The sequence below is a fragment of the Sphingobium sp. PAMC28499 genome (assembly GCF_004795815.1).
GTDB classification, from domain to species: Bacteria; Pseudomonadota; Alphaproteobacteria; order Sphingomonadales; family Sphingomonadaceae; genus Sphingobium; species Sphingobium yanoikuyae.
This window is the reverse complement of the sequence record NZ_CP039248.1, coordinates 2,257,851-2,278,746: the sequence shown is the minus strand read 5'-3', so window position 1 is coordinate 2,278,746 and position 20,896 is coordinate 2,257,851. Positions and strand designations below refer to the sequence as shown.

At 64.6% G+C, this 20,896-nt stretch carries 23 protein-coding genes; 10 read left to right on the top strand and 13 right to left on the bottom strand.

Going from position 1 to position 20,896, the window contains the following annotated elements; all coding sequences use genetic code 11:
* Nucleotides 1-11: 11 nt before the first annotated feature.
* The 6 genes from E5554_RS11080 to E5554_RS11055 all read right to left on the bottom strand — a co-directional run bounded on the left by E5554_RS11080 (nucleotide 12) and on the right by E5554_RS11055 (nucleotide 3,851).
* A complete protein-coding gene (locus E5554_RS11080) occupies nucleotides 12-962 on the bottom strand; it encodes a phosphatase PAP2 family protein (protein WP_168708701.1) in 951 nt (316 codons plus the stop codon).
* 358 nt (nucleotides 963-1,320) lie between these two features.
* The gene (locus E5554_RS11075) at nucleotides 1,321-1,530 is read right to left on the bottom strand and encodes a hypothetical protein (protein WP_136186801.1); all 210 of its coding nucleotides are present in this window, start codon (nucleotides 1,528-1,530) and stop codon (nucleotides 1,321-1,323) included.
* Nucleotides 1,527-2,096, bottom strand: coding sequence for a hypothetical protein (locus E5554_RS11070; RefSeq protein WP_136186800.1), 570 nt, complete (start codon nucleotides 2,094-2,096; stop codon nucleotides 1,527-1,529). The genes E5554_RS11075 and E5554_RS11070 overlap by 4 nt, the downstream gene beginning before the upstream one ends.
* 27 nt (nucleotides 2,097-2,123) lie before the next feature.
* On the bottom strand, nucleotides 2,124-2,462 hold the full coding sequence (locus E5554_RS11065) for a hypothetical protein (protein WP_136186799.1): 339 nt from the start codon (nucleotides 2,460-2,462) through the stop codon (nucleotides 2,124-2,126).
* A gap of 171 nt (nucleotides 2,463-2,633) precedes the next feature.
* Nucleotides 2,634-3,065 carry a hypothetical protein gene (locus E5554_RS11060; protein ID WP_168708700.1) on the bottom strand — a complete coding sequence of 144 codons (432 nt, stop codon included), beginning with the start codon at nucleotides 3,063-3,065 and terminating at the stop codon, nucleotides 2,634-2,636.
* Nucleotides 3,066-3,332: 267 nt separating this feature from the next.
* Nucleotides 3,333-3,851 carry a hypothetical protein gene (locus tag E5554_RS11055; RefSeq protein WP_136186797.1) on the bottom strand — a complete coding sequence of 173 codons (519 nt, stop codon included), beginning with the start codon at nucleotides 3,849-3,851 and terminating at the stop codon, nucleotides 3,333-3,335.
* A gap of 200 nt (nucleotides 3,852-4,051) precedes the next feature.
* Between E5554_RS11055 and E5554_RS11050 the strand changes: the two genes are divergently transcribed.
* A complete protein-coding gene (locus E5554_RS11050) occupies nucleotides 4,052-4,441 on the top strand; it encodes a hypothetical protein (protein WP_136186716.1) in 390 nt (129 codons plus the stop codon).
* 285 nt (nucleotides 4,442-4,726) lie between these two features.
* Nucleotides 4,727-4,918 (top strand): hypothetical protein, encoded by a 192-nt coding sequence (locus tag E5554_RS11045; RefSeq protein ID WP_136186796.1) that lies wholly within the window; start codon nucleotides 4,727-4,729, stop codon nucleotides 4,916-4,918.
* A 184-nt stretch (nucleotides 4,919-5,102) separates the two neighbouring features.
* Here the strand turns inward: E5554_RS11045 and E5554_RS11040 are convergent, their stop codons facing one another.
* From E5554_RS11040 to E5554_RS11030, 3 genes are all read right to left on the bottom strand, one after another.
* On the bottom strand, nucleotides 5,103-5,648 hold the full coding sequence (locus tag E5554_RS11040) for a hypothetical protein (protein ID WP_168708699.1): 546 nt from the start codon (nucleotides 5,646-5,648) through the stop codon (nucleotides 5,103-5,105).
* A 316-nt stretch (nucleotides 5,649-5,964) separates the two neighbouring features.
* A complete protein-coding gene (locus tag E5554_RS11035) occupies nucleotides 5,965-6,603 on the bottom strand; it encodes a hypothetical protein (RefSeq protein WP_247594430.1) in 639 nt (212 codons plus the stop codon).
* A gap of 417 nt (nucleotides 6,604-7,020) precedes the next feature.
* Nucleotides 7,021-7,662, bottom strand: a complete 642-nt coding sequence (locus E5554_RS11030; protein WP_136186794.1) for a glutathione S-transferase family protein — start codon at nucleotides 7,660-7,662, stop codon at nucleotides 7,021-7,023.
* Nucleotides 7,663-7,843: 181 nt separating this feature from the next.
* Between E5554_RS11030 and E5554_RS11025 the strand changes: the two genes are divergently transcribed.
* Entirely contained in the window at nucleotides 7,844-9,643 is a 1,800-nt protein-coding gene (locus E5554_RS11025; protein ID WP_247594429.1) for an FAD-dependent oxidoreductase, read from the top strand.
* A 102-nt stretch (nucleotides 9,644-9,745) separates the two neighbouring features.
* On the opposite strand, the gene E5554_RS11020 is transcribed toward E5554_RS11025, so the two are convergent.
* Nucleotides 9,746-9,970 carry a hypothetical protein gene (locus tag E5554_RS11020; RefSeq protein WP_210729819.1) on the bottom strand — a complete coding sequence of 75 codons (225 nt, stop codon included), beginning with the start codon at nucleotides 9,968-9,970 and terminating at the stop codon, nucleotides 9,746-9,748.
* Between the two features lie 449 nt (nucleotides 9,971-10,419).
* On the opposite strand from E5554_RS11020, the gene E5554_RS11015 reads away from it, so the two are divergent.
* The 3 genes from E5554_RS11015 to E5554_RS23470 all read left to right on the top strand — a co-directional run bounded on the left by E5554_RS11015 (nucleotide 10,420) and on the right by E5554_RS23470 (nucleotide 13,496).
* Nucleotides 10,420-11,325: a hypothetical protein gene (locus E5554_RS11015; protein WP_136186791.1), complete on the top strand. Its 906-nt coding sequence runs from the start codon at nucleotides 10,420-10,422 to the stop codon at nucleotides 11,323-11,325.
* Between the two features lie 158 nt (nucleotides 11,326-11,483).
* Nucleotides 11,484-12,008, top strand: a complete 525-nt coding sequence (locus E5554_RS11010) for a tetratricopeptide repeat protein (protein ID WP_136186790.1) — start codon at nucleotides 11,484-11,486, stop codon at nucleotides 12,006-12,008.
* A 270-nt stretch (nucleotides 12,009-12,278) separates the two neighbouring features.
* Nucleotides 12,279-13,496, top strand: coding sequence for a calcium-binding protein (locus E5554_RS23470; RefSeq protein ID WP_136186789.1), 1,218 nt, complete (start codon nucleotides 12,279-12,281; stop codon nucleotides 13,494-13,496).
* A 54-nt stretch (nucleotides 13,497-13,550) separates the two neighbouring features.
* Here E5554_RS23470 and E5554_RS11000 read toward each other — a convergent pair whose 3' ends face one another.
* A complete protein-coding gene (locus E5554_RS11000; RefSeq protein WP_136186788.1) occupies nucleotides 13,551-13,862 on the bottom strand; it encodes a hypothetical protein in 312 nt (103 codons plus the stop codon).
* Between the two features lie 43 nt (nucleotides 13,863-13,905).
* Nucleotides 13,906-15,504, bottom strand: coding sequence for a M28 family metallopeptidase (locus E5554_RS10995; protein WP_136186787.1), 1,599 nt, complete (start codon nucleotides 15,502-15,504; stop codon nucleotides 13,906-13,908).
* Nucleotides 15,505-15,612: 108 nt separating this feature from the next.
* Here E5554_RS10995 and E5554_RS10990 point away from each other — a divergent pair, with 108 nt between their 5' ends.
* From E5554_RS10990 to E5554_RS10975, 4 genes are all read left to right on the top strand, one after another.
* Nucleotides 15,613-16,407: a head GIN domain-containing protein gene (locus tag E5554_RS10990; protein ID WP_247594428.1), complete on the top strand. Its 795-nt coding sequence runs from the start codon at nucleotides 15,613-15,615 to the stop codon at nucleotides 16,405-16,407.
* Nucleotides 16,359-17,090, top strand: a complete 732-nt coding sequence (locus E5554_RS10985) for a DUF2807 domain-containing protein (protein ID WP_136186786.1) — start codon at nucleotides 16,359-16,361, stop codon at nucleotides 17,088-17,090. The genes E5554_RS10990 and E5554_RS10985 overlap by 49 nt, the downstream gene beginning before the upstream one ends.
* Nucleotides 17,091-17,195: 105 nt before the next feature.
* Nucleotides 17,196-18,467, top strand: a complete 1,272-nt coding sequence (locus E5554_RS10980; RefSeq protein ID WP_136186785.1) for an ammonium transporter — start codon at nucleotides 17,196-17,198, stop codon at nucleotides 18,465-18,467.
* A 7-nt stretch (nucleotides 18,468-18,474) separates the two neighbouring features.
* Nucleotides 18,475-19,338 carry a glycosyltransferase gene (locus E5554_RS10975; protein ID WP_136186784.1) on the top strand — a complete coding sequence of 288 codons (864 nt, stop codon included), beginning with the start codon at nucleotides 18,475-18,477 and terminating at the stop codon, nucleotides 19,336-19,338.
* Nucleotides 19,339-19,386: 48 nt separating this feature from the next.
* On the opposite strand, the gene E5554_RS10970 is transcribed toward E5554_RS10975, so the two are convergent.
* Nucleotides 19,387-20,718 (bottom strand): MFS transporter, encoded by a 1,332-nt coding sequence (locus tag E5554_RS10970; RefSeq protein ID WP_010338183.1) that lies wholly within the window; start codon nucleotides 20,716-20,718, stop codon nucleotides 19,387-19,389.
* Between the last annotated feature and the right edge of the window lie 178 nt (nucleotides 20,719-20,896).

The window sequence follows — 20,896 nt, the reverse complement described above, 5'->3', positions numbered from 1 at the left end:
GCCCGCCATCGTCAGGCAGATGCCAGCCCCGCTTCCCGTCGCCGGACCTGATGCCCGATCGTTTTCCAGTCCAGACGGATATCCTCGCCTCGGCCATGCATGGCAATCGCCGTCCCAATGGCGATGAGGGCCAGCATCAGACCGCCCAGCGTATCCACCAGATAATGGCCGCCGACCGGCACGGCCGATGCGAACATCACCATGTTCAGCAGCACAAACGGCCAGCGCAGCCAGGGGAAGGGCCAGAAGGCAAATATCAGAAGGATCGCCGATGCCGCATGAAAACTCGGCATGGTGATGATCCCCGTCAGCGCATCGCTATCCAGCGTGGCCTTGGCCCCGGACCGCAGTTCCTCCATCAACGCCTCCAAATGCCAGGAAGCCCAGGCGGTCGCACCCGGCATCTGCGCCGGATCGACATTATAATGATGGAATGCAGCCACCGCCGGAAAGAAGGGGAACATCACTATCGTCAGCAACAAACACATGCCCCAGGCGGTCATGAACCGATAGGCCAGCGCTGGATGCCCCAGCCCGCAAAGCAGCAATATCGCCAACTGCGGTTGCCAGTTGATCGCGGCATAGGCGTGGATCAGCAAGGTCGCGATCCGCGGACTGGCCTGAAACCACGCCATCATCGCCAGCCAGTCGAAATATAGCGCACGGTCCGCTGCGGCCAGCATCGTATCCGCATAGGGCAATGCCGTTCGCGCCAGCGCCGCACAGCCCAGCGCAGCTGTCGCTGCCATGAAGTAGAACAGCCCGGTAAGCACCAATATATGGCCCAGCCGCTGACCGCTCCCTTCCCGCGCTGCCATGGCAGCATTCCCGGATGGCGTGCGGCGAAGAATATAAAGTCCGCTGGCCAAGAATATGATGATTGCAACATAGAGCGGCGCCAGATCCACGATGTCGACATGGAAGGACTGCACCGTCGCGGCAGCCGCCAGCAGGATCGTCATCAGCATCGCAAGCAGAATGACCGGCCATGAATGCCGAAAATCGCGGAGACATGCCGCGCACACGCTGCGCACGCGAACGACAATATTGCCGATCACCAAAACCCCCACAGATCTTTACCCCGCAGAGGCGGCTATAGCCAATCCATGTATGAAACATTAAGAAACAAATATTGTCATCATTGAAAACTGCACGTTCTATATTGTCCACCGCATAATATAGTGAGCGGCACACCGCGCGCCTTCATTCCTCCATCATCCGATGCGCCGCCATCACCGCCGGATCGTTGTTGATCACATGCAGATAGGCGGTGCGTTCCGCCGTCCCACATTGGCGCTTTGCCAGCCCGCCGCCTTCCGTTCAGCCGGCGTCCGCCGCATCGCGGCGCCAATGCACGATCGTCACCGCCATCAGCGGCAGCACCAGCATCGGCAACGCCGCCATCGCCTTCGCCACCCACGGATACGCGACCAGCCATTCCATCATCAGCGCGACCAGCACCGATCCGCTCCAAAACAAGGCCCCGCACAAGGCCAGGCTGGCCAGGACGATCCCGATCCGCATCGTCATTCTTCCACCATCCGCTGCGCCGCGATCACCGCCGGATCGCTGTCGATCGCGTGCAGATAGGCGGTGCGCTCGGCGGTCCCGCGCTTCAGCTTCGCCAGCCCGCGCACCTGGTCCTGCGTCAGCATGATCCGCACATAGCCGCGATCGACCAGGCACTGGTCCAGCGCCGCCTGCAACTGCGCGCGCACGTCGCTGCGCGTCATCGCCTGATATTTCGCGCCGAAATTCGCCGTCCGCCGCGCCACATTGGCGTCGTCATGATGCATGCCGATATTCGCCGCCGCCATCAGCGGGCTGGCATCGCTATCGCCACCATAGGTCCGCAGGATCATCGTCAGGTCGACCATGCTCAGTGCATCCAGCGCCTGCGCCGTCTCCGGCCGTACCGTCACCGCGCTGTCCCGCGTCGCCTCCGCGCAGGCCCCTGCATCGCCGGCATAGTCGGCCAGCGACACGCCCGCCTTGGCCCAGCTTGTCGGCGGCGCGCCCCGCGCGCCAGCGGGCAGCATCATCACCATCGGCGCCATCAGCATCAGCGCCATCCTGCTCCGGGTCACACGCCGCATCCTCGCCTCCTCAGCCCCAATGCCCGTTCAGTGCCGCGCCTTCGCCCAGCGCCCGATCATCCAGATATGCAGCGCATGGATCGCCACCATGCCCGCCGCGATCGCCAGCAGCACCGGGATCACCAGCCCCTCCTGCCCGGCGCGCGGCGGCACCCACAAAGCCATCGCGCCAATGACCAGGATCAGCATCGTCCCCAGCACGGGGGTGAAGGCCAGCGCCACGGTCCGCGGCGCATGCCAGCTCACCGCCCCGGTCAGCGTCCATTGCATCGGCAACCGGTCGATCGCCCGGAACCGCCGATCGGCGCGCACCGACAGCGCGATCATCGCCCCCACCGCCGCCAACAGGATCAGCCCAACCAGCATCGCCCGATCTCCAAAGCCTCGCGCCGATCCTACCAGAAGAACCGTGCACCAGCAAAAGCCGACGGTGCGAAGGGCGAGCCTCGACGATCTCCCACCCTTGCTTCGCTACGCCAGCAATGACGATGTCGGGCTTTGACGGCTGACGACCATTTTTTGCCGTTTCATGGTAAATCATTTGCGCTTCGAAGCGGACATTGCTGATAGAAGATCGGCAATTGCCGTTCTTCTGACACGCAGCACCCAAGCCGAAGTGGTCTCAAGCATGTGGCTGGTAGTATTTAATCTTCTTGCTTGAACTTCGATATTTTCATCAAAAAGTGCTAGAACATCTAGCAGTGTCCGACGTCGCTCATCAACTTTCAAGCGGACGATGGTCCGAGCGATTTCACCATCTTTGTCCCCTCGAACCGCTAAATATGTTTTCAAGGATTCTGCAGCCTTCGAGCTCGCATCATCGATATATGAAGGTGACCTCATTGCTGGTAACTCAGCATCGTTTGCCGATGGGAAACGACAAACTTGAGCATCGTTTTCAGCCGAACGGATCAATCCACAATAATAGCATAACTCAACATTTCGGCTACGCCGCCACATGTGCTTCATACCGACCCCCAGTAAAACTAGGAAGCACATTGGTGCCATCTAGTTAATGTCCGGTGTTTGGCCCTCCAATGCCGGAAGCCGCCCGTCCGCTACCCACCCCTGTTAGATGCTCATCGCGCCGAGCGGCGCCAAGCACACCCGACAGCGGTCGGTCCGCTCCTGGGCGGGGAAGTTGCCGGGCCAGAAACGACCAGTTGCGAGCGGAAAAAAGGAAAAGAAGCCAAGTCAGACGAAATTTCATGTTGACCTTTGTAGATGACAAGAAACTTAAGTTGCCGCCGACAATGCATGGGGAACGGAGAAATTGCAGCTGCGTCTGGAGCCGTGTAATTGATTGAGTGGGCAAATCTTCAATAGATACACACTCGGAATTTTGTCTGTTGAAACTTCAAAAACGTTCTTTCCATTTGTGATAAGATAACTGCATATTTTAATATTCTGCATGCGCATTTCCAAGCAAAAATATCCATTTTTGATCAGATACGATGCATTTTCATCTGAATATCCGTGAACTACAGCTTTTCCTCCTTGGAAAAAGCTTATTCCATTATCATGGTTCCAAAAAATTGGATATTTCTTTATATTATTTCCAATTAATATACGTTCCATCTCTTGATCGCTCAACTTTCTGTATTTTGAATTCGGAGTGCGGTTATCTCCCACGTCGTCTTCACAAGAGGATGTCGCGAATACGGCCATTAGGAGAATTGTTGAGAGTGATTTTCGCGCAAGCATTGCATCCCCGCTGATCAATTCTAGCCCACGGTTATCGTCTCTTTTCGACATTGTATATTTCAAAGCAGACCGTCGCCTAACCACCCCTGATAGACGCTCATCGCACCGATCCGCGCTAGGCACATCCGATAGCGGTCGGTCCGTTCGTGGGCGGAAAAGCTGCCCGGCAGGAAGCGACCAATAGCGGACCCTGGAGATGCTCCGCGAGTTTCCCGGTTGCGGACATTCGCTCGTCGCTCCATTGGGTAGCAATGCAGCACGCTTCCCTCGTCGCTTTCCTTTCCGGCAACCTCACTCCGAAGGCGTTCATGGAAGAAATCGCCGATGAGGTCGCCGATTTCTATGCTGACCTCCGGCAGACAAGGCATGGTTTCATTCTGATTTCGGATGGGCCGCTTTTTGTGATGACTCGCTTTGCTGCGCGCCGGTTCCTGAATGCGGTTGCAAGTCAGCAATTGTCTTCCGACGCCGCAGTCTATGTTGCTGATTGCCTTGTAGCGAGCGACGACATCGAGTTTGAGGATGAGGCGACCCGTGACGCTGTCTCCTTCCTCGAAGACGACAGCAATCGCTTCATAGAAGAGCGGAGCGACCTATGGACGGCTGAGGAAATCTCAAAGGTGCTGGCTTCGCTTGATTAAGTGTCCGCTTTGGGGGGGGGAGCCCCTGATTGCTGCCTATCCGCTTCCCACCCATGACCGTCGCTCGCGGGATCAAATGGCGCCAGGCTTCCCGATAGCTGCCCGGCGCGAAGCGACCGGAAGCAGGCTTACACTTCCAGGAAGAAACAATCCCTTGCCGCCATGCACCCGGCACGATCGTCGTCCGACAACCCACCATCGCCCAACCACTCTGTTCATCGCCGAAAACTCTCTGTTCACCTTAATGTCATCGACCTGCCGCATCGACGACCTAAGCGCCTTGATATGAAGTATCGTCTTGATTTGCCACGCAATCGCGCGGTTGCCGACACCGATCAACGGCCGCTCTATGAAGTCTGGGACACGGTCGAGCGCTACGACCGCCCCGCACCGGCGCCCACGCCCGACCATCTGCTCATGGATCAACCCGCCGCGCCGACGACACCCGCTATGGCAGCGGACGAGCCGGCCAACTGACCGAGGCCGCCCGATCCACGGGCTATCGGCGCCCCCGTTCGCGCATTGTCGCGCAACCTTCTTGCCTCCCTTTCCGCAGGCTTCGGACAGGCTTGAGCCAGGGCGCATCATTCTCGCTTGCGAAAGCGTGGCTGACGACAGCCCGCAACGGGCCTCACCGCCAGAACGCCAATCGCCTCCTTCGTCAGGCCTGGCCAGTCACGGCCAGGTCGAAGCGATCGATCAGCTTGAAACCGATATATTCGTCCCGTCGATAGCTGCGGTGCATCACATTGCCGCGATCATGTCGATGGCCGACATTCCAATAGCGCAGCATGTGGCGCTTCACCCGGCTCCAACAGCTTGCCTCTTCCATCAGGGTCACATGCATGACCGGCATGTCATAGCCACCATGTCGATAATATGCGTCCCAATAGCTCATCACGCGGCGCTTCGTGGTCCGCCAATAGGCTGGATTTTCAGCAATAAAAGCGGCCAGCGCCAACGTCATTTCCGGCGTGAGACCGGCCGCTATGTCTTCCAGTATCTCCACGATATACTCGCCGATCAGCGCGACGATGAACGGGGTAGCCCAGGGCTGAAAATCGCCGATCAGATCGCGCGCAGCGGCCTGGCGCAGGAAGCCATCGCTGCTGCGCGTCTGCAACGCGCGCGCGTAACCCCAGGCCGGATCGCCCTTGCTCAATCGCAGCCGGTCAGTCGCGAAATAGAGGCGTGCCGGAATCAGCACGCCCTGTTCTTGAGTCTGGACCGCAAATCGCTCCGTCCATTGTCGACTTGCCAGCGCCCGAACCACAGCCTCCCCGGCCGACAGCGCCATGGAGCGATGCGCCGGCGCAAATGCGTCCGCCAACATCAACCCATTGATTTTCGTCAGCATCGCCTGATCGCCCATGGGGGAACAATAGAGCGTTTTCCAATCAGGTGGAATCACCTGACGACTCCGAAAAGGCGTCGAAACAGGAGCATAGGGCAGTCGAGCCGACGCAACCGGATCGACTGCTCTAGCGCCCCGCCACGCCTCTGCAACCCACGCAGCCTCCCCCTCACGTCCCCGCCGCCGCGCGGCGCCGGCGTATCTCTGCCAGCACCCGCTCGACGCTGGCGATCGCTGCGGGACTGCCCGGTCCGGTCGCATCGCCCCGCGCCGCCCGGCGCGCCGCGACCTGGGCCGCATGCAGCTTCAGCAATTGCAGCCCCAGCGACGGATTGGGCGCGCGCTTGACCTTGCGGGTCTTCACCGCACCCTCGCCATCCTCGACGATTTCCTCGCTCTCGCAGCCATGCAGCGCCAGCCGGATCAGCATCGCCTCGATCTCGCCATAGCCCTGCTCGATCGCCGCATCCCAGTCGCGCGCAAATTCCGCGTCGCGCTGCTTCAGCCCATAGGCCGCCTGCCGACTCTTCCCCACCGTCCGCGCCGCCTCGCTGACATTGCAGGTCTCGGCCAGCTCCGCCAGGAAACGGCCGCGCACCGCCTTGCTCCACGCATCCCGCCGCGCCTTGCGCACCTGCGTCCGCACACCCTCGCCCGCCGCCTGCCGCTGCACCACCCGGCCCGACCGCCCGGCCGCCCCCTTTCGCGCGCCCATCGCCCTCTCCCCCGATTGTCCCGAACCATCGCCCCGCCGCGCGACCACGCGCCGCACGCCGCCATCGGCAGCAGCCCCGCGCCACCTCGCCATGCGATAGTTCCCCCGCACACCGCCCCGCCAGCGCCAGCGCCAGCGCCAGCCTCAGACCCGCGCGCTCGCCCAACGCAAAAGGGGCCGGCCCAACCGGACCAGCCCCTTTCGCCTCACCTGATGGCAATATCTGTCAGCATCGCATCGCGGCGCCGGCTTCCCAAAAGCCCCGTACCTTCAAGCACCAGCCCGCAAAGACCGACCTGGAAGGCACAGCCCCAAGGCACAGCCCCAAGGCACAGCCCCAAGGCACAGCCCCAAGGCACAGCCCGAAAAGCCGCCCTCGAAGCCCCCGCCTTCCACAGCGCAGCCGATCCATCGCACCACCACCGACCGACGCCGGCGAGTCGCAATTATCGACTTTCCTCTTCTCTGCCTGATCAGCGTGACGATGTCAAGCATAATGTTCCATATGGGTTATTCCGCCTTGCCCAGCATCCGCGCCTCCAGCGCCATCGCCCCGGCAAAGCTCGGCCGCGCCCGCAGCTCGTCGAGCCAGGCCTTCACCCTGGGCCAGCGGCCGTCCTTCAACCCGCTGCTGCAATAGCAGACATTGATCAGCGGACAGGCCACCGCAATGTCGGCCAAAGTGAAGCGATCCTCCACCAGCCAGCCGCTCTCGGGCAGAACCGCCTCCAGATAATCATAGATGCCCGGCATCTTCTCCGCCTCAGCCCGGTCGGCGCGGGCCGGATCATGCGGCATGTCGAGCAGCTTGCCGACCACCCGGTTGAAGAAGATGTCGACGCCCACCGGCTGGGCGATGGTGTCGGCAAATTCCTCATACCATATCGTCCGCGCCCGCGCCTTCGCCTCGGTCGGGATCAGGTTCGGATCGGGATGCAGCGCATCCATATAGGTTATGATCGCGGTCGAATCGCTGATCGCGAAATCGCCATCGACCAGGGCCGGGATCTTGCCGAAGGGGGACGCCCGCTCGAACTCTGCGCCGCCCTTGCCGAACCCGGCCGGCCGCACCTCGACCGCGATCCCCTTTTCCGCTGCAAAGACAATGACCTTGCGCACAAAGGGCGACGGCCGCGCGCCATAGATGATCATGCACCCACTCCTGTTGTTCTGGTGGTGGAGCACCGATCCTGCCAGACCAGTCGCATATTGCAACTGTCCACTTCTGTCCTGCCCGGCCCTGACCGCGCAATCCATTAGGTGTTCGACCGGAATTTCCACGCCCCCGCAAATCGGAAAGCCTTTGCAGGGGCAATCCGGGATGGGGGCGGTCATGGACAGACGCGCGTTTCTGGCGACGATGGCGGGCGCAGCGGGTGCAGCCGGCCTGGTCAGCTGCCATCAGGCCAGCGGCAAGCCGGCCGCCCTCATCCATCCGCGCCGCACCGCGCTCGCCGGGGAAGCCTGGGCCGATGCCGATGTCGTCGTCTATGGCGCCACCCCCGCCGGCGTCATCGCTGCGGTCAGCGCCGCCAATCTGGGCGCGTCGGCGGTGCTGATCGGCGGCTGGCGCGAAATCCAGCCCGGCGGCATGCTGGCCGGCGGGCTCAGCTGGACCGACATACGCGATATCGATGCGGTCGGTGGCTATGCCCGCACCACCATGGCCGCGCTGGCGGCGTCCGGCGGCATGCCGGGCAATCGCTACGCCTTCGACCCGGCCGTTGCCGCCCCCTATTTCCGCGACCTGCTCGACGCCGCCGGGGTGCCGGTCCTCTGGTCGGACGGGGTCGAGACCGTCGACCGGACCGATCGCGCCATCCGCGAGATCATCACCCGTTCGGGCGTCCGCGCCCATGGCCGCATCTTCATCGACGCCTCCTATGAAGGCGACCTGATGGCCCGCGCCGGCATCAGCACCAGGGTCGGGCGCGAAGCCGCCGACTGGGCCAATCCCTATAATGGCTATCGCGGGTCACGCTATGAGCTGCTGACCCGGACCGATCCGCCGCAGAAGGACAATATCCTGCCGATCGACCCTTTCTTCGACCAGCCGTCGGGCCGCCTGATCGCCGGGGTCGATCCCGCGCCGAACCGGCCGGTCGGCGCTGCCGACGATGGCGTGCAGGCCTATTGCTTCCGCCTGACCATGACCGATCGGCCCGAACTGCGGCTCGACCTGCCCGCCACCGCGCCCGATGGCTATCGCGAGGCCGACTATGAACTGCTGTTCCGCGATTTCGACCGGCGCCGGCGCGCCGGCCAGGTCTATGGTCGCGACTGGCATTTTGCCCGCGATCTGGTGAAGGCGGACGAGGTCGCGCCGGGCATCTACGACATCAACAATCGCGGCACCATGTCGCTCGACGCGGTCGGCCTCAACCGCGCCTATCCGGCGGCCGACTATGATGCGCGCGAACGCATATGGAAGGCGCATGAAAATTATATTCGCGGCTGGTTCCACGCCATGGCCCATAGCCGCGATCCCCGCATTCCCGCCGGGCTGCAACGCGATGTGCGCAACTGGGGCCTGGTGCGCGGCCGCCACACCGATTGCCATCCCGCCGACACGCCCGGCTGGTCGCCCCAGCTCTATGTGCGCGAGGCGCGCCGGCTGGACAATGGCCTTGCCTGGTCGGGCCGGGACGTGTCGGATATCGACGGCGTGCCCCCGCGCCTCCCCTCGATCGTCGCCATGGCCTCCTACTGGCAGCACAGCCACGCCGCCAGCCGCATCGCGGTCCGGGACGAACGGGGGCAATGGGGCATCGTCAACGAAGGCCATTTCATGCTGCCCGCCGGCGGCAAATATCAGCGCTCGCCGCTGCCCTTCGAACTGATGGTGCCGCATCGCGACCAGTGCACCAACCTCATGGTGCCCTTCTGCGTCGCGGCGACCCACCAGGCCTTCTCCACCATCCGCATGGAGCCGACCTCGATGGCGCTGGGCGAAGCGGCCGGCACCGCCGCCGCCCTGGCCGTGATCGACCGCGACCGGGTCGACATCCAGGATGTCGACACCTATCGGCTGCAACAGATGATCGTCGCCAATGGCGGCGTGATCCAGGGCGTGACCAACTGGGAATTGCTGCAGAGGAAGCTGAAGCACCGCCTCGACCGCCTGCGCGGCTGACCCCCCTCCGGAACAGGCGCCCATCCGGCACAGGCCGCCCGTCAGCGCAACGATGATCCGAACGCGCGACGCACGATGCGGACCACAATCACAGCACCGAAATCACAGCACCATATCCATGCCCAGCATCCGCGCCAGCATGAAGGTGAGGGACAGGAGGCCCACCAGCGCCAGCAGCAGGGCCAGGCTGATCTTGCCGACCGCGCTCAGCACCGCCCCCTTCTGCGCCTTCCTGTCCTGCTCATAATGCCATCGGACGGCAAAGAACATGCCCGCCCCCAGCACGACGACCTTGAACAGGATGAAAACAACAGGAAACCAGTCCATGATCTTGAACACATCCCGGCCAACAAGAAACCATGTTCATCAGGATTGCCGCGACGGCAATCGAACGCCCCCTCCTATGTCGGGAACAGGGGGATGACCATGGGACATTATGCCCGCCCCGGACAGGCTCCGGCCATGCACTGTCATCGGTTTGGTCGATCGCCGCTCAGAAAAGCTGCCCTCGCCGTTCCGTCATCCCGCACTTGATCCGGGATGACGCCCATGGAGATTGGCAGGTTTCGACCAAGTGGGGACATGTTCCCCCTCCCGCAGGCGGGAGGGGGTTAGGGGGTGGGCTGGACGGTGCGAAAGCCCACCCCGCTGCGACTAACGCGCTGCGCCCTCTCCGCGATACAGGCGCAATGCCGCCTCCTCTGGCCGCGCCCCGGCTTTTCGCCTATTCTTCGCCATGGGACGCGCACGCGTGACGCCCCATGGCGGGAGGGTTCATGGCAGGGCATTGGGCATTCCCCTCATTCCCGCTGCGCTGCGGCCTGTCGCTCGCCCTGCTGGCGGCCATCCCGGCCCGGTCGCAGGACCATCCGCCCGCACCGGCCGCCGCCTCCCCCGCCGACGATGAGATCGTCGTCATCGCCCGCAAGATGCGCCAGGTGAAGATCGATTATGCCGCCTTGGGCACCGACCTGCGCCAATGCGTCATCACCCGCTCCAGCGGCGACGCCCGGATCGACCGGATCATGTGCGCGATGCTCAGCGCCTGCGTGCGCGAAGGCGTCAGCGATCCGGCCGGTGGCAAGGCCTGCATCAACGCCAAGATCGCCAGTTTCGAGGATGAGGTCGCGCCCCTGCCCCCGCCCGCGCCGGCCGCAGTCGCCGCCATGGCCGGCCCGCCTCCAGCCACCCCACCCCTGTCCCCGGCCCCGCCAAAGGTGCCGCCGATCGTCGTCACCGGCCGCCCCAACCCGATCCTCGCGGGCCAATGGGCGTTCAGCCAGCACCAGACCGTGATCCGCGATTTCAGCGCCCGCACCCTGCCGATCCGCACCTGGAACCTCTGCATCCCCGACGGCACGATCGACGCGACGATCGAAACCATGCTGGACGACAGTTTCGCCGGCCCCGGCACGTCCAGCTATTGCCGGCAATGGAAACTGGACGGCGACGGCGCCGTCATACACGGCAATCAGCGCTGCTGGCTCGGGCCGGGGGTGCGGATGCAGGGCAAGCTGGAAGGCGCAATCGGCCCGCGCAGTGTCGAGATAAAACGCAACATCCGCCTGTTCGAGGTCAACAGCGCGCCCGCCCGCGATCTGGGCAGCCCCATGGGTGGCGACGCAGAATTTCTCATGTCGATCACCGGCACCCGCGTCGGCAATTGCAGGCCCCGGCGCTGAGCGCGGCTCGGTGTCGAGCCGATAGCCATGTGGCTGGAGAAGGCATCCGATATCGAACAATCGGCCCGGATTGCCGGCAACAGTTCCGAATTGAAACCAAAATTGACAGACCCCTGCTGTCGCCATAACCTCCTTTCGTCTAGCGAAGGAGTGCCCCGATGCGTTTCGCGTTTCTTTTCCCGGTAATCGCTTCCGTACTCGCCGCCCCGGCGACAGCCCAGTCGCCCGATCAGTCCCGCTCTTACGAAGGGCTCCGTCCCAGCTGGGACAATCTCTACAACGTCGATTCGAGCGTCTATGGGGATTTTCGATCGCCGCAATATGGCCAGGTCCGCCATTTGATGCAGCAAGGCCATTATGCCCAGGCCGACAAGGCGCTGGACAGGATCATGAGCGGATCGAACGATCTTGAGGCGCGCTTCCTGAAAGGGGTAACGGCGCTGGCGCTCAACAATCTCGAAGGCGCACGGCGCTATTTCGAACGGGCATTGCCCCATGGGCGCAGCGGCCATCCCGGCGCCATGTCGGGCCTGGCGCTGGCCGAAATCCGCCTCGGCAATCCTGATGCGGCGCGCGACCTGCTCCAGAAGCTGGAATATCAGAAGGGGAAATGCGCCGCCAACTGCGATCGGGCGCAGGCCATCGATCAGGCCATTGGTGTCGTGACCAAGGCGCTCGGCTGACCAGCAGGCCCGGCAACCATTCCCTGCCGGGCCAGTCGCGACTAGGGCGCCTCCATGGATGGCGACATGGAATTTCTCATGTCGATCACCGGCGCCCGCGTCGGCAATTGCAGGCCCCGGCGCTAGCCACGCCAGTACCATAAAACAAGCCCTGCGCAATTGGCCGCCATGCTTTCCAAGCCCGGCGGATCGATATAATATCGCGCGTACAAATCCGCCGTCCCGTCATCGGTCTCGCGCCAATAGGGGACGGGAGAAGGATCGACCGTCATGGCCAATCGCTATGGAACCAAGAATAACAATATTCTGAGCGGCACCACCGGTCGCGACCGGATCGTCGGGCGCGGCGGCAATGACATTCTCTATGGCCGCGGCGGCCGGGACGTGCTGCTCGGCGGATCGGGTGGAGACCGCATCCATCTCGGCATTGCCAGCCGCTATTCGGACGTGTTCGGCAGCCGGATCGACGGTGGCGAGGGCACCGACCTCGCTTATCTCTACCTCAGCGAAATGACGCAGAAGCTGAAGATCCTGCCCAATTTCGAACGCATCACCGCCGATGCGGGCGACGGCACAGCCCCGCGCACCCTGGTCACGATCCACGGCATCGAAGTGCTGATCGCCTATCTGGGCACGGGCGACGATTATGTCCTGCTCGGCCCACGCGAGGCGATCATTCGGGCCGGCGATGGCAGGGACAGGCTGATCGGCGGCGACATGCACGACGATTTCAGGGGCGATGGCGGCGACGACGTGCTGTTCGGCCGGGGCGGCGGCGACAGTCTGGATGGCGGCGCGGGCACGGATCTCATCCTTGGCGGCGCCGGCGCGGACGACATTGTCGGCGCCGACGGTGCCGATCGCCTATATGGCGGCGATGATCGCGATACGCTCTCGGGTGGCAACGGCGATGATCGCATCCATGGCGATGCCGGCGATGACATACTCTATGGCGGGTCGGACGCGGACATAATGTTCGGCGATGATGGCGCCGATATCCTGTGGGGCGAATGGGGCGACGACCGGCTCTATGGCGGCAGCGGCAATGACCAACTCGATGGCGGTGAAGGCCGCGACATAGTGGACGGAGGCGCCGGGGACGATGCCGTCGCCGGCGGCGCGGGCAATGACAGGATCTATGGCGGCCTCGGCGCCGATCGCCTGCTCGGCGGCGCCGGCAAGGATCGCTTTGTCTGGCGCGACCCGGCCGAAGGCGGCGATACCGTCCGCGATTTCGAACAGGGCATGGATCGGCTGGTCGTGGCCGGCCGCGCCGTGGGTGGCCTGACCAGCGTGGACGACAGCAATTTTTCCAGCAATGCCAACGGCGTGGCAATCGATGCCAATGATCGATTCCTCTATGCGCAGAACAGCAGGATGCTGTTCTTCGATCCCGATGGCAGCGGCGCGGCCCCCGCCACGCTGATTGCCCAAATTCAGTTCAACGTCGGCATCCAGCTTTACGCCAGCGACATCGTCATTGGATGAAGCCGGCATCGCGAAGGCGCACCCGCCAGCAAAGCCATATCCATAACCAATCGATTATCGTATTTCGTCCATCTGTTCCCTAGCAGCCTTGGCTTCGGCGCAAAATTCCCCCGCCTCGCGACAGCGCCGCTCCATCTTCTCGACGGCCTCCTTCCATTGCTGCAAAACATAGGGGTCTCCCGCGATCGAGGGAGAGAATATCCGTCGGCCCGACGGCACCGATGCAGCCCCGCCCGGCGACACGGCAGAAGGCGGCGCCTCCTGCCGATGCGCCGCGCGCTGCGACACCCCTATGCCCAGCAGGAAAAAGCCCGCCGCCCCCAGCACCAGCCCGCATCCGGTCAGCACGCGCCTGGCCTGGTTCATGATCGTCTCCGCCGCTCGCCCTGCGCCCTATTTCACGAACCGCCTATTTCACGAACCGCTTGAAGAAGCTGTCGCTGTTCCAGCTCGGCCGCGTGTCCGCATTGGCGACCCGCAGCGTCACCGCGGTCACATAATCGTTCAGCTTCGCCGTCTCGGCCGGCATCACCGGCTGGTTCGAGTCGTCGAAGGGCGAATGATAGATGTTCGCGCGCCACGCCTTCTCCACCGTCGCTTCCGGCGTCCCGGCCTTGAAGCCATATTTGAAGAACAGCGCCGGTATCCCCTCGCGGATAAAGGCATATTGGTCGGACCGGATGAAGACGTTGCGGTCGGGGAAGGGATCGGGCGTGATCGGCAGGCCCATCGCCTCGCTCACCGCCGCCGCATCCTGGCCCAGGCTGCTCTGGTCATAGCCGACCGGGGTCACGCTGGTCAGCTTGAAGATCGGCAGCGCCATGTCGAAATTGAGGTCGGCGACGATGCTCTTGCTCGGCACGGTCGGCCGCCGCGCGAAATAGCGCGATCCCAGCAGGCCCTTTTCCTCGCCGGTGACGATGGTGAACAGGATGGATCGTTTCGGCTTCACCTTGCTCGCCTTCAACGCCTTGGCGATCTCGATCAGGCTGGCGACGCCCGACGCATTGTCCAGCGCGCCATTATAGATGGCGTCGCCCTTGATCGGCGTGCCGACGCCATAGCCGTCCAGATGCGCCGACAGCACGACATAGTCCTTGGCCAGCTTGGGATCGCTGCCCGGCATCACCGCCACCAGATTGGGCGAGGACAAGGCCACCCGCCTGGCCGCGACCGCGGCCTTGAGCCGCAGCGTCAGCGGGAAGCTGGCGACCGGCTTCGACGCGTCGGCGGCCGCCGCGATCGCCGCGAAATCCTGGCCGCTGCCGGCGAACAGGTCGGCCGACCGGGCCGGGTCGAACTGGGCATTGAGGAAGGGCGTCTGCGTGTCGCGCATTGCCACATCCTCATAATAGACCGCCGGCGCGCTCGCCAGCGCCTTGCGCCGGTCCCAGGGAATCTCGACCTGCCCCGGCGTCACCAGGCTGATCATGCCGACCGCCCCCTGCGCCGCCAGCCAGTGGCCCCGTTCCGATCGGGCATGGGATTTGAGCGCGCCGCTGATCTCCGCCGGCCCGCCCGAAACGACCACCACGATCTTGCCCTTCAGGTCCAGCCCGGCAAAATCGTCATGGCCCACTTCGGGCAGATGCAGGCCATAGCCGGCAAACACCATCGGCGCGTCGATCGCGCCGGGCACCGGGCCGCCGCTACCGGAAAAGATGATGTCGCCCGGCACCGCCAGCGCCGTCTCGCCACTCGCCCCGACCAGGCTCGCCCTGCTCTCGCCCGACAGCACCGTCTGCTCGACGAAGGCGATCGGCTGCTTGTAGCCCTCGACCCCGGCGGGTTTCAGCCCCAATGCCTGAAACTGGCCGATCACATAGTCGGCCGCCTTGTCATAGCCCGGCGTGCCGGTGCCGCGCCCCTGCATGTCGTCCGCCGCCAATATCTGGACATGGCGCCACCATGTCGCGCCGCGCGCCGCCAGATCATCTTCAGCCGGCGCGGCGCTGGCCGCCGCTCCCATCATCGCGACCAGCGGCAGGGCGGAAAACAGCTTGCGCATCGGTGGAATACCCTTCTTTTATCCTGCAGATATCATGCCTTATCCTGCCCGACGAACAAGGGGGCTTGGAACCGCCACGGCAAGAGTGTATTGTAAAGATAATACAGCATGGAGATAATGATGCCGCGCCTGCCCCTGTCCCATCACCTGCCCCGTCACCTGACCCTCGCCACTCTGCTCGCCGTCGGCCTTGCCACCAGCGCCTGCTCGCGCGGCAACGATCATCAGTCCGGCGGTGGCAACGGCGAATCCCCGGCCGCCGCCAGCACCCCGCAGGACTGGGCAAAGCTCAGCCAGTTCAGCCGCGTCGACGTGACCGGACCTGACAATGTCGTCGTCACCATCGGCCCCAAATTCTCGGTCACCGCCGATGGCGATCCCAAGTCGGTCGCCCTGCTCGACATCCGGACCAAGGCCGACACGCTCCAGATCGGCCGCAAGTCCGAAGGCATGTGGAACAAGGTCGACGGCGGCAAGGGCGCGACCATCCATGTCACCCTGCCCGCGATCCGCGCGATCGACGTCACCGGCTCGGGCGACTTCACCCTCGACAAGGCGGAAGGGACCGAACTCGCCCTCTCGCTCACCGGCTCGGGCGATCTCGACATCGGCCAGGTGAAGCTTGGCAGCCTCAAGGCGGAAATCACCGGATCGGGCAGCATCACCCTCGCCGGCACCGCCGATCAGGGCGAATTGTCGATCACCGGCACCGGCGACATCGATGCCGCCGGGCTGAAGCTCGGCCGTGCCGCCGCCGAAGTCATGGGCACCGGCGACATGGACTTTGCCTCCGACGGTCCGGTCGCTATCAAGATCATGGGCACCGGCGACGTCAAGGTGAAGGGCAAGGCGCAATGCACGACAAACACGATGGGACCGGGCGAGGCGCATTGCGGCCCCTGATGCTGGCAGCGGCAGCGGCACTGGCCGGGGTTTCCCCCGCCGGCGCCGCCACCCGCGGCTATACCATCACCAGCTTCGACCAGATCCGCGTCGACGCCCCGGTCACGGTCATCATCACCACCGGCACCGGCGTCTCGGCACGGGCGGAGGGGGACCAGCGCGCGCTCGACCGGCTGCGCGTCGATGTCTCGGGCCGGCTCGCCATCATCTCGATGGAGCGGCCCGAACCGGGTGAAAAGGGTCTTGGCCCCGCCACCATCCGCCTCTCCACCGGCGAAGTGAACCGCGTGGTCCTGACCGGCGGCGGCGCCGTCGCGGTCAGCGCGATGAAGGGCCTCAATGGCGAGATCGTCCAGGGCGGCAATGGCGATGTCAGCGTCGCCTCGCTCCAGCTCGACAATCTCCAGGTCACGCTCGCCGGCGGCGGCCGCACCACGCTCGCCGGCACCGCCGGCGTCGCCAATCTGCGCATCAGCGGCCCCGGCGCGATCGTCGCCGACCATCTGGTCGCGCGCCAGGCCGCGATCCTCAACGACGGCTCGGGCAATGTCGCCCTCACCGCCAACGGCCCGGTCAGCATCCGCTCGACCGGATCGGGCGATGTCAGCGTCGCCGGCCGGCCGATCTGCACCGTCGAAAATCAAGGCACCGGCCGCATCCAGTGCGGCACCGAGGGCTTTTGAACGGCACGGCGGCGGATCAACCTGCCGGAACATTGCCATGCTTATGGAAGTCTTTACCCTGCCCGCGCTAGTCAGGGCGACCTGACCCCAACCGGACCTTCCTCCATGCGCCCAGCCCTTGCCCTGCCCGTCCTTGCCGCCCTGTTGCTGGCCCAGCCAGCCACGGCCCAGGTGGCAGCGCCCGACAGCGGCGACACCGGCTGGATGATCGCCTGCGCCCTGTTGCTGCTGCTCGCCGCGCTGCCGGGCCTGATGCTGCGTCATGCGGGGCTCGCCAATGTCCGTCACGGGCTTGCCGCCATGGCCCAGACGCTGGTCGCCGGCGCGACGATCCTGCTCGGCTGGGGCCTTGCCGGCTACAGCCTTGCCTATGCGCCGGGCAGCGAATGGCTGGGCGGCGGCAGCAATCTGCTGCTCGCCAATCTCGCCCCGCTGCGCGACGGCCTCACCGTGCCCGAATCCGCCTTCGTCCTGTTCCAGATGGGCTTTGCCGTGCTGGCTGGGGCGATATCCGTCGGCGCGATCGCCGGCCGCGCCCGCCTTGGCTGGGTTGCCGCCTTCGCGCCGCTCTGGCTGCTGCTGGTCTTCGCCCCGATCACCCACTGGATGTGGGGCGGCGGCTGGCTGGCACAGCTTGGCGCGATGGATTTTGCCGGTGGCTTGGTCGTCCATGTCCTGGCCGGCTTCTCCGCCCTTGCCCTCGCCCTCGTCGCCGGACGCCCCCGCGATGCCCAGGGTGGCGGCCATGCCCATATCCTCGCCATCGCCGGCGGTGCGCTCTTCTGGGTCGGCTATGCCGGTGCGGTCGGCGGCTGGGCGCTGGGCGCCACCGACGATGCCGCCACCGCCATCCTCAACCTCTTCTTCGCCGCCTGCGCCGCCAGCCTCGGCTGGGCGCTGGTCGACCGGCTGCTCGGCGCCCATGCCAGCGCCACCGGCCTGCTATCCGGCGCCATTGCCGGCCTCGCCGCCATTTCCGCATCGGCCGCCCTGGTCGGCACCGGCGGGGCGATGCTGGTCGGCCTCGCCGCCGCGATCATCGCCCGCATCGGCGCCGGTTTCGCCAGCGCCTGGATCGACGATCCCGCCCATATCTTTGCCGTCCATGGCCTAGGCGGCGCGACCGGCGCACTGTTGCTGCCTTTGTTCGTCCTGCCGCTGCTCGGCGGGGTCGGGTTCGACGCCGGCATCACCGCCACCGCCAGCCTGCTCGCCCAGGCGATCGGTCTGGTCGTGATTGCGCTGTGGGCGCTGGTCGGCACCGCCATCGCCGCGCTGATCGTCTCTATCCTGGTGCCGCTGCGCGCCACGCCCCAGGCCGAATCCGATGGCCCGGATGCGGTCGAGCATGGCCAGCAGGGCTGGGACTTCCGCTGATCCCGCCATGGCCGTCGCCGTCGCCATCTTCGCCCATCAGGAGGAACGCCGGATCGCCGGCTGTCTCGGCTCGCTGCCGCTCGACCGCCCGGACACGATCTTCCATGTGCTGGTGAACGGCACCACCGACCGCACCGTGGCGCGTGCCCGCGCCGCCGCCGCCGACCGCGCCCATGTGATCGTCCATGACATCGCCGCCGGCGGCAAGTCGCGCACCTGGAACCATTTCGTCCACCACCTGCTCACCGGCACGGAGGATGCCGTCATCTTCCTCGACGGCGATGCCCAGATCGCGCCCGGATCGATCGACGCGCTGGTGGCAGACCTTGCCACCCATCCCCAGGCCAACGCCGCCGCCGGCATGCCGGTCAATGGCCGCGAAGTGGAAACCTATCGCCGCAACCTGCGGATCGAGCGCGGCATCTTCGGCGATCTCTATGCCCTGTCCGGCCGCTTCGTCGCCGCCATCCGGGCGAGTGGCCTGCGCCTGCCCGACGATCTGGTCGGCGATGACGGGCTGGTCGCCTCCTGGGCGCATACCGATCTGGCAAGCGATGCCGACTGGCAATTGGAGCGGGTGCTGGCCTGCGAGGGTGCGGGCTTCGCCTGCGAACCGGTCGGCCTCACCCGGCCGCTGACCTGGCGGATGCACTACAAGCGGCTGATCAACTATTCGGTCCGCTATTATCAGAACCGCATCGTCTCCGACATCATGAGCCGGGTCGGTCCCGCCGGCCTGCCGCGCGAACTGGTCAGCCTCTATCCCGACTGGCTGCCGCGCTGGCGCCCCCGCCCCGGCCCGATCGGCTGGTTCGACCACAAGGGCCTCGCCCGGATGAAGGCACGGGTCGCAGCGACAAAAAAAGCGTGACCGGCCGGGCCGATCACGCTTCCCATTTTGCAAGGCCGTCGGCCAGGGTCAGCGATCCCGCGCCGCCAGCTCCTTGTTGACGTAGAGCGCCACCATCGTCGCAACCGCGCCCGACAGCAGGTAGATGCCCGATGCGGCCAGACCGAACTTCACCGACAGCAGCAGCGCCAGCAGCGGCGCGAAGCCGGCACCGACCAGCCAGGCCAGATCCGACGTCAGCGCCGAACTGGTATAGCGCGCCTCGGTCGCGAAGTTGGAGGCGACCACGCCCGACGACTGGCCGAACGCCAGGCCCAGCAGCATGAAGCCTAGGATCATGAAGGCAACCTCGCCCAGATCCCCGCCATTAAGCAGCAGCGGCGCCACCACCGCGAAGATCGCGATGCCCAGGGCCGACCAGCCGAGCAGCGAGCGACGACCAATCTGGTCGGCGATGAAGCCCGACACCACGATCGCCAGCAGGCCGACCGACGCGCCGATCATCTCGATCACCAGGAAGCGATCGATCGGCTGATCGGTGAACAGCACCACCCAGCTCAGCGGAAACACCGTGACCATGTGGAACAGGGCAAAGCTCGCCAGCGGCGCGAACGCACCGATGATGATGTTGCGCCCTTCCGCCTTGACCGTCGGCAGAACCTGCGACGGCACCAGATCCTTCTGCTCGAACAAACGCTCGAACTCATGCGTCACCACGATGCGCAGCCGGGCGAACAGCGCCACGACGTTGATCGCGAAGGCGACGAAGAAGGGATAGCGCCAACCCCAGTCGAGGAAGTCCGCTTCCGACAGCGTCAGCAGGAAGAAGGCGAACAGACCGCTCGCCACCAACAGCGCCAGCGGCGCGCCGAGCTGCGGCACCATCGCATACCAGCCACGCTGGTGCGGCGGCGCATTGAGCGACAGCAGCGACGCCAGGCCATCCCATGTCCCGCCCAGCGCAATGCCCTGCGCCGCGCGCAGGATCACCAGAACGACAGCGGCATAGTGGCCAATCGTCGCATAACCGGGCATAAAGGCGATCGCCGCGGTCGACCCGCCCAGCAGGAACAGGGCCGCCGTCAATTTGGTCCCGCGGCCATAGCGCCGGTCGATCGCCATGAAGATCAGCGACCCGATCGGACGCGTGATGAAGGCGACGGCGAAGATCGCGAAGGAATAGAGCGTGCCCGTCAGGGCATCGACATAGGGAAAGACCAGGTTCGGAAAAACGATAACCGAAGCAATGGCGTAAACGAAGAAGTCGAAAAATTCGGAGGTGCGGCCAATGATCACACCAATGGAGATGTCTCCCGGTGCAATGCTGTGGTCGCGTGCATTGATTTTGCGCGCATCATCCTCAAGCGAACTGGAGGTGAAGGCAATGGCCTGTGAAGTCATAGGCATCCGCTCCCTGGCTGGGCCGACGGTGCCTGTTTTGGGTCTCCCGACGGCCAGAGAATGGCAACATAACAGAAAACCCACAGAGTCTAAGCAGTATCCCACATGTGAAACATTTTTTGCGTCCGCACATAATTGGACAAATTGCCCACTATCGCATGGCGTGCGGAATCGGTAA